The following is a 7,895-nucleotide window of genomic DNA, read 5'->3' as shown; positions in this document are numbered from 1 at the left end:
CACCTACCACTTCGGCAGCGTCCAGGAGATCCTCTCCGAGGCGATGGTGCTGCAGATCGAGCGGTACTACGCGGCCCTCAGCGAGACCGCCGACCGGGCGACCAGTGCGGCCGAGGCGCTGCGCCTCCTCGTCGACGCGCTGTTCACCGAGGACACCGACCGGCACTGGCGGATGTGGTTCGAATACTGGAACGCGGGCGAGCACCACCTCGATCCGGCGTTCGCCGGTGGCCAGGACCGGCGCTACGAGAGCTGGCACCGGCAGATCCGCGCGCTGGCTGAACGCGGCGCCGCCGACGGCGAGTTCACCTGCGTCGACCTGGACGGCTTCACCACCCGCTTCGCAGCCCTCGCCGACGGGCTGGCCCTGCAGCGGCTCCGCCAGGCCCCGCCGCTGACCACTCAGGACGCCCGCCGCCATCTGCACCGCTTCATCGGGACAGAACTGGGCCCGGGTCCCCACAGCGCGGGCCCCGGCCACACCGAGTGACAGCGAGGACTTCCTTGTCCGGTCCGGGCGTTGAGCTGCCCCTGAACTGCTGAGCGCGGCTGCCCTCCCCTCCGACGCGGGCCAGGCGCTGGGCTGCGGCACCGTGGTGGTCCCGCACACCACCACCGGCCGCACAGTCGGTGCCCCCGGCCCACCGGCTCGCCGTCAGGCCGGTGGTGCGCCGTTCTCGTCGGCGTCGGCACCGGCCTGCTGACCGGGCTGCACCACCTCGCCCGGGATGCCGGTCGGGGCCGTATCGGCACGGTCAAGAAGCTGATAGGCCCCGTTCGTCGCCGTCCACCAGGTGCTGCCGCAGCTGTGGCCCAGGGTGCACCGGGTCAGCAGTCCGAAGCCGGACATCCCGGCGGGCGTCGGTCTGACCGCCACTCGGGAGTCCTCACCTCCTCGGGTGAGCGGCTGCCCCAGCCGTGGTGCGGCAGCAGCGCGGAGTGCCGTACCGCCGCCGGGCCGGTCGACGGCTCAGCAGCGGTACGGCACACGCGAGGAGCGGCTGATCCGGCCCGGCTCGGACCGCCCGCAACGCCGCCGCGGACATGCGGTTTCGTTATGACCGGCCTTCACCGGCGTCCGCGAACTTTGCCGCTTTCGAGCTCCGCGAACATCACGTAGATCATGTGAAGATTCCGAGTGGGGCAACTATGCGATCCCCGCCCAAAGGGATTCTTATCCGGAGCTAGGGCACGGCAATTGGTGTGCAGCATGGCCTGACTGCCCGTCATCGAGTCGCCAGGTGAAGCATGAAACTGTTCAAACGTGGCATGTCACCCAACTCACAGACCCGCCCTGCCGCACACGGTCACCTCCATGCCGACGCAGGTGTGGCGTATGCGGGTGCGGTGCATCCGGCCCCGGCGGCCCCGGCCCTGCAGGAGCTCACCGGGGAATGGATCATCGACCCCGCCCACAGCCGGATCGGTTTCTCGGTACGCCACGCCATGGTGACGACGGTGCGCGGGTCCTTCACCGAGTACCGGAGTCGCCTCTTCTTCGACGGCTACGATCCGTCCCGCTGCCGGGCCGAGGTCGTCATTTCCACAGCCAGCGTCGATACGGGAGTGGAGCAGCGCGACGCACATCTGGTAGGCCGCGATTTCTTCGCCTCGGCCGATTACCCCGACATGCGGTTCGTCAGCACCGACGTGCAGTTCGTCGGTGACGATGTGTACCGCATGGCAGGAAACCTCACCATCAAGGACGTGACCAGACCCGTCGTGCTGGAGATGACCTATATAGGTCACGTGATGGACCCCTTCGGCTACCAGCGTGTCGGCTTCGACGGCACGACCACCATCGATCGCTCCGACTGGGGCCTCACGTACAACAGCAGACTGGCCGAGGGCGGCTCGATGGTCAGCGAAAAAGTGCGCCTGCAGTTCGACATAGCCGCCATCCGGAACGCCCCTGCCGGCTAAGGGGCGAGCGTCTTGCACAGGTCCTCGTACAGGCCCTCCAGTGCCAGTAGTTCGCGCTGGGTCTCTCCGCCGCTCTCCGTGATCCGGACGGCCATGTAGCCACGTGAGACGAGCCACTTGTTGTGTGCGGGCCGGTCGTCGGTGTGCAGGCCGACGCCCCAGTCACCGCCGCTGAGGACGCGGGTGGTGGTGCCGGGGTCGGGGTAGGAGAGGCTGCCGGTACCGGACAGATCACGGCGGATGGTCTTCCCCGTGTCCTTGTTCGTCACCTCCATGATCAGCGGGCCGCTGATGATGGCGTAGACGGGGTCGCCGGCACTGTTCTTCCAGGTCTTCTGCACCATGTCGACGACGGGGAACTCCGCGTGTGTCGGGAACGGGCACACCTCGCCCCGCGGGTAGTTCACTTCGGGTTGCTTCGGGCGGGTGACGAACGGCCCCTGCCAGTCGTCCGAGTGGGGCACCGGCTTGCCCGCCGCGGCTGCCGCCCCGCTGGAGGGCTGGGCCGACGAACGGAGGGGGCGTGCGGTGGTCGGTGCGTCCCTCCCGGCCGCGGCGCCTGCCTGGCCGGGGGATGCCTGGGCACCGGCTGACGCGCACAGCAGGGCCGTGAGCGTGCAGACAGCCACGGCTACGGCCCTTCCCCGTCTGCCGCCCGCGGCTTCGGCTCCGTGCCCCGGCGTCCCACCGGGGGTTGCTCTACTCGAAGTTCTGGTCGCCCGCATCCGTGTGCTCCTCCCCCTCGCCGGTTCCGGCTGCTCGACTGCGTCCATGGTGTGCGGCGTTTTCCCTGGCCGGTAGATGATTCGGCCCTGCCCGAAGCGATGGGACAGCTCATCGACTTCCGGCCCGCTGCCGCACCGTCTTCCTCGTACGTCGCGTGACGGACGGGCCCGCTCCGGGAAAAGATGGGGTCGGCAGCCATGTGGCGGCCAGCGACCGAAGGGGCCGGGTATGCGTATTCACTTCGCCGCCTTGGATCTGGCCCGTGTCCGGGTGGCCGAGGCGCCCAGCCCGCTGGCCACGACGACGTTCAGCGCCTTCCGTCTCCGGTACGGCCGCAGCAGCAGTCCGGCGCTCGACTTGTGGCGCCGCACCACGAATGCCGTCCGGCGCACGGCGGGGGAAGCGGCCGTGTCGGAGGAGGGCGGGCCACCGCTGGGTGGGCTCGTCGCCACCGCGCCGTCGCATCCTGTTCCCCGGCTGCTCCGTCCCCACCAGGCACTTCCCACCCTCGATGAGGAGATCGAGCGGTTGCTGTCCACGCCACGGTCCGAGTTGCGCGCGGACCTGGGGTACGTCGCCGCGCACCGCCCGCTGCCGCGGTGGGTTCGCGCGCTCGCCGAGGGAGACCCGGCGGCGCTGCGCCGGCTCGCCGAGGCGGTACGGGCCCACTACAGGGCGGCCGTGGGTCCGTATTGGCGGGGGCTGCACGCTGCGCTGTGCGCGGAACAGGCCGAGCGCGTCCGCCAGTGGCAGGAGGGCGGTGTCGAGCGTGTTCTGTCCACCATGCATCCGCGGATGCACTGGCGTCCCCCGGCCCTGGAGCTGCCCGACGTGGACGGCCCGGACTACCACCTGGGCGGCCGGGGTCTGCTGCTCGCCCCCGCGGCCTTCACCAGCTACATACCCTGCGATCCGGACGATGTGCAGCCCACCCTGCACTACGAGGTGGTCGCCCACCCGGGTCCCGGGGTGACGGACCGTTCGTACGGAACGCTGGTGGCGTTGCTCGGGCACAGCCGTGCGGCGGTTCTGGAGGTCGTCGCGGAGGGCGTCTCGACGGGCCGGCTGGCCCGGCGTACGGGGCTGTCGCCTGCTTCGGCCAGCGAGCACGCCACAGTGCTGCGCCGGGCCGGGCTCGTCACGACCCGCCGCTGGGGTCGCACCGCGCACCACACCCTCACTCCTCTGGGCGCCCAGCTGCTGCTGTCCTCACCGCGGGGCGCTGTCGGGGAGCCGTGCAGGACGCTGTCCCCATAGCACCTCCGTTCGGCCCCTCTGTCGGCGTCGCGGTGCCGGCAGAGGGGCCCACCGGCGGACGGCTGCGCGGGCTCACTTCCCCACGCCCTCCGCCAGGCCCCGGATGAAGTGCCGCTGGCCCAGCAGGAAGACGATGATCATGGGGAGCGCGGCGATGGTCAGTCCGGCGAAGAGGATGGGCCAGTCGGAGTTGAGCCTGCCCGCCATGTCCGCGAGGCCGACCGGCAGCGTCTTCAGCCGGTCATCCGTGACGAAGACCAGTGCGAAGGCGTACTCGTTCCAGCAGAAGAGCGTCTGGAGCATGGCGGCGGACACCAGGATCGGCCGGGACATGGGGACGACCACCTGCCAGAAGGTCTGCCATCGGCTCGCCCCGTCCAGGTGGGCCGCTTCCTCCACCTCGGAGGGAAGGGTCAGCAGATAGGCACGGATGAGGAAGGTCGTGAACGGCACCTTGAACGCCGTGTAGAGGACGATGAGCGCCCAGTAGGTGTCGTAGATGTGCAACGCCTGCAGGAGTTGCGCCAGTGGCACCAGTGCGACCGTCGGCGAGAGCATCATCCCGCCGAGCACCAGCAGCAGTGCCGGGCGGGCCAGGGGGATGTCGAGGCGGGTCAGCCCGTATGCGGCCCAGGCGCTGATGAGGACCACCGCCAGCACGCTCGCGCTGGTCACCAGTGCGCTGTTGAGCAGATAGCGCAGGGTGCCCTGGTTCCAGGCGTCCGCGTAGTTGTCCCAGCGGGGGTGGGCGGGCAGCGACCAGGGCGCGGTGAACAGTTCGCCATTGCTCTTCAGCCCGGACAGTGCCATCCAGCACAGGGGGTAGAGCACCGCGACGGCCAGGGCGGCGAGGCCGCAGTAGGCGAGAACTCTCGGCAGCACGCCGGTCCGTCCGCGGACGGCGGCGCCACCCGTCCGCCAGGGGTCCCTCGCCGGTGGCAGCGCCCGCGCCGCGGAGGCGCGGCCTTTCGGGTCCATGGTGAGGGTCATGCCTCCACCGCCTTTCGCCGTGAGTAGTACAGCTGTGCCGCACCGGCGGCGAAGGTCAGTACGAACATCACCGTGCCGATCGCCGCCGCATAGCCCATGTCGTCGCCGGTGAAGGCGCTGGCGTAGAGCCACGTCCCCAGCACCTGGCTGGAGTTGGAGGGGCCGCCGCCGGTCATCACCATCACCTCGTTGAAGACCAGGAAGGCCCCGGAGACGGTGAGGATCACCAGCAGGGTGGTCATCTGCCGCACCATGGGAACGGTGACCGTGAAGAACGTACGGACGCGGCCCGCGCCGTCGACGTACGCCGCCTCGTACAGCTCGCGCGGTATCCGCTGCACGGCGACGGTGAGCAGCATCGTGGTGTAGCCGAAGGACTGCCACTGGCTCATCCCGATGACGCCCCAGACGGCGGTGCCGGGCTGCCCGAGCCAGTCGCGCTGCCAGCTGTCCAGGCCCACGCCGCCCAGCAGGCTGTTCACCAGTCCGGCGTCCCGCTGGTAGAGGAACTGGAAGAGGAGGCCGGCGACCGTCATCGAGACGGCGGCCGGCACCACGTAGAGGGTGCGCAGCAGTCCGCCGAGCCGCCTGCCGACCAGCTCCTCCAGGAGCGCGGCGAGCACCAGCGCGGCACCCACCTGGACGGTGACCGAGGTGACGGCGAACAGGAGGTTGTTGACCAGTGCCTTCCAGAAGACCGGGTCGGAGAACGCCTGCCGGTAGTTGTCCAGGCCGACGTACCGGGTGCCCGGCTGGAACACGCTGAACTTGAGCAGGCTGAGGCGGACGTTCTCCACGACGGGGTAGTAGACGAAGACGGTGATGAGCGCGAGGGCGGGGGCCGCCCAGAGCGCGTGCCGGATACGGCGGGCGGTGCGGGACCCGGCCGTCGGAACACCGTGGAGTGTGGTCATCTCGTCCCTCCCTGGTCCGGGTGGCGGTCTCGGCGAAGCCCCGGCGTGGCGGCCTCGTGATGGGAGGACTCGCCGCGGGACGAGAAGCGGAACGCCTGGTCGGCCGCCTTCCGGACGCGGCGCACGGCCTCCTGGGGGCTCGTCCGGCCACCGAGCACGGAATCGGCGGCGGCGAGCGTGGGATTGACGACCTTGTTGTCGGTGCGGGTGTCGAGCCACACCGACATCCGGCGCGAGTCGATCAGCCGCTGGGCGGCGCCGAGCCCCTTCACCCGGCCGGCCCGGGAGGTGTCCTGCACGGCGCTGAGCCAGCCCAGTTCCCGCACCATCTCCCGGGCTTGCGGGCGCGCGGTCAGGAACTTCAGGAAGTCGACGGCGAGAGCCTTGTCCGGTGAGTTGTTGGACACCAGCAGTCCGTCCGTACCGCCGGCGAGGGCGCGGGGGTCGCCCTGCCCTTCCGGGGCGGGCGGCATGGGGAAGAAGCCCCAGTCCCGCTCGAAGGAGGCGGGGGCTCCGCCCTTCTCGGTGAGGAAGGGGAACTCGACCGTCTCCAGATACTGCATGGCCGCCTTCCCGTACACCAGCTTGGTCTGCGCGTTCTCGTGGCTGGCGCCGGAACCGCCGGGGGCGAAGCACCGTTCCTTCAGTCGGCGCAGGTCGGTGAAGGCGCGTACATAGCCGGGGTGCCTGAAGCCTCCGCCCTTCCGCACCGCGTAGTCCTTCGCGAGGGTGTCCGGCGGCACGTGCATCGCGTTCAGCTGGGTGAGCAGATGGCCGACGGGCCAGCCGTACTGATTGCCGAAGGTGATGGGGGTCCAGCCGGCCTTCCTGATGCGGTCGCAGGCCGAGAGCAGCTGCGCGAAGGTGCGCGGCTCGCCCTTCACTCCCGCCTTTCGGAAGATGCGCCTGTTGTACGCGAAGACCTTGGCGTCGAGGGTCACCGGCACTCCGTAGTTCCGCCCGTCGTAGCGGTAGGCGTGCAGCGCGTCCGGTACGAAGGAGCGGCCCCAGGCCGTGTCACTCAGCTGGCTTGTGAGGTCGGCGGCGAGCCTGCCGTCGGCGAACCTCTCGGCGTACTGCCCCGGCCAGGCGAAGTAGATGTCCGGCAGATCGCGGGAGGCGGCCAGGGCCGCGATGCGGTCCTTGTAGGGCTGGTCCCCGACGGCTTGGAGTTCGATGGTGACACCGGGGTTGCGCCGTTCGTACTCCTCGGCCATCCGCTCGAAGTACGGCGCGTACTGCGGGTCGGCCCATTTTTCCAGCACGGTGAGGTGCCCTCGGGGACGGCCGTCCAGGGTGAAGTCGTTCGGAGTGGTGCGTACGGGCGCCTGCCCGCAGCCGCTCAGCGCGAGGACCGCGCTGAAGGCCGTGGCGAGCAGCGCCGGGGTTCGCAGGAAGCGCAGCACGGATCACCTCGCGGGTGCGGTGTGCGGGTCCGAGAAGACCCGGGGATGTCCGAAGGCACCCTCATGGGTGCAGACTTCAGCGGCGTACGCGGCGGCCTGCGCCGCAGCGCTCGGCACCGGGGCACCGTCCAGCAGCGCCACCAGCAGCCGTGCCACGAAGGAGTCGCCGGCACCGAGCGTGTCCACCACCTCGACGGGCATCACGGGCTGCAGGTGCGGCACCCCGTCCCGCGAGACCAGCGCGCCCCGGCTGCCTCGGGTCACGACCACCGTCCCGGGCCCGGCCCGGTGCGCGGCCTCCGCGAGCGCGGCAGCCTCGCGTTCCCCGGCCCCGGGCCGCGAGAAGACGGCGTACCGGACATATGGCAGGAGTGGCTCGGCATACGACCAGGAACGGTTGGAGAAGTCGTAGCTGACCGGGCAGGCACGGGCCAGGAACGGCACCGCGTGTTCGAGCCTGCTGCAATCCCCGGTGTGCGCGAGATCGAAGCCGGCCAGCCAGTTCAGGTCGGCGTCGTCCGGTGTGAAACGGGAGACGCCTTCGTCGGTGGCGGTGAAGTGCCGGTCGCCGTCCGCGTCGAGGCGCACGGTGGCGTAGGCGTTGGGGCCGTCGGCGGTACGAACCCGGTCCGTACCGACCCCCTCGGCGTCAAGCGCGGCCCGGATGTGCCCTCCGGCC

The 7,895-nt window shown here is 70.4% G+C and carries 9 protein-coding genes; 3 read left to right on the top strand and 6 right to left on the bottom strand.

Going from position 1 to position 7,895, the window contains the following annotated elements:
* Positions 1 to 490 (top strand): TetR family transcriptional regulator C-terminal domain-containing protein (locus tag KBY19_RS35040; RefSeq protein WP_210967447.1); only part of this gene is annotated, 490 nt, incomplete at its 5' end.
* Positions 491 to 655: 165 nt separating this feature from the next.
* Here KBY19_RS35040 and KBY19_RS35035 read toward each other — a convergent pair.
* Positions 656 to 877 carry a hypothetical protein gene (locus KBY19_RS35035; protein ID WP_143674935.1) on the bottom strand — a complete coding sequence of 74 codons (222 nt, stop codon included), beginning with the start codon at positions 875 to 877 and terminating at the stop codon, positions 656 to 658.
* Positions 878 to 1,269: 392 nt separating this feature from the next.
* On the opposite strand from KBY19_RS35035, the gene KBY19_RS35030 reads away from it, so the two are divergent.
* Positions 1,270 to 1,923, top strand: a complete 654-nt coding sequence (locus tag KBY19_RS35030) for a YceI family protein (RefSeq protein WP_247691728.1) — start codon at positions 1,270 to 1,272, stop codon at positions 1,921 to 1,923.
* Here the strand turns inward: KBY19_RS35030 and KBY19_RS35025 are convergent.
* Positions 1,920 to 2,552, bottom strand: coding sequence for a hypothetical protein (locus KBY19_RS35025; protein ID WP_210967445.1), 633 nt, complete (start codon positions 2,550 to 2,552; stop codon positions 1,920 to 1,922). The genes KBY19_RS35030 and KBY19_RS35025 overlap by 4 nt on opposite strands.
* Positions 2,553 to 2,877: 325 nt before the next feature.
* Between KBY19_RS35025 and KBY19_RS35020 the strand changes: the two genes are divergently transcribed.
* On the top strand, positions 2,878 to 3,906 hold the full coding sequence (locus tag KBY19_RS35020; RefSeq protein ID WP_210967444.1) for a helix-turn-helix transcriptional regulator: 1,029 nt from the start codon (positions 2,878 to 2,880) through the stop codon (positions 3,904 to 3,906).
* Positions 3,907 to 3,978: 72 nt separating this feature from the next.
* Here the strand turns inward: KBY19_RS35020 and KBY19_RS35015 are convergent, their stop codons facing one another.
* The 4 genes from KBY19_RS35015 to KBY19_RS35000 all read right to left on the bottom strand — a co-directional run.
* A complete protein-coding gene (locus KBY19_RS35015) occupies positions 3,979 to 4,896 on the bottom strand; it encodes a carbohydrate ABC transporter permease (protein WP_247691727.1) in 918 nt (305 codons plus the stop codon).
* Complete coding sequence (locus KBY19_RS35010; RefSeq protein ID WP_099885597.1) at positions 4,893 to 5,810, bottom strand: carbohydrate ABC transporter permease; 918 nt, start codon at positions 5,808 to 5,810, stop codon at positions 4,893 to 4,895. Before KBY19_RS35010 ends, KBY19_RS35015 begins: the two co-directional genes overlap by 4 nt.
* Complete coding sequence (locus KBY19_RS35005; protein ID WP_210967443.1) at positions 5,807 to 7,216, bottom strand: ABC transporter substrate-binding protein; 1,410 nt, start codon at positions 7,214 to 7,216, stop codon at positions 5,807 to 5,809. Before KBY19_RS35005 ends, KBY19_RS35010 begins: the two co-directional genes overlap by 4 nt.
* Positions 7,217 to 7,219: 3 nt before the next feature.
* The coding region (locus tag KBY19_RS35000; RefSeq protein WP_210967442.1) for a PfkB family carbohydrate kinase at positions 7,220 to 7,895 on the bottom strand (676 nt) is incomplete at its 5' end.

The sequence above is a fragment of the Streptomyces sp. B15 genome (assembly GCF_018070605.1).
Classification (GTDB): domain Bacteria; phylum Actinomycetota; class Actinomycetes; order Streptomycetales; family Streptomycetaceae; genus Streptomyces; species Streptomyces smyrnaeus.
Note: the sequence above shows the minus strand (reverse complement) of the source record. Positions and strands in the feature narration are given on the sequence as shown.

Excerpts from the sequence above, each read along its gene's own strand:
- KBY19_RS35010 (WP_099885597.1), bottom strand. The coding sequence starts at position 5,810 with ATGACCACACTCCACGGTGTTCCGACGGCCGGGTCCCGCACCGCCCGC.
- KBY19_RS35020 (WP_210967444.1), top strand. The coding sequence starts at position 2,878 with ATGCGTATTCACTTCGCCGCCTTGGATCTGGCCCGTGTCCGGGTGGCC.
- KBY19_RS35015 (WP_247691727.1), bottom strand. The coding sequence starts at position 4,896 with ATGACCCTCACCATGGACCCGAAAGGCCGCGCCTCCGCGGCGCGGGCG.
- KBY19_RS35030 (WP_247691728.1), top strand. The coding sequence starts at position 1,270 with ATGTCACCCAACTCACAGACCCGCCCTGCCGCACACGGTCACCTCCAT.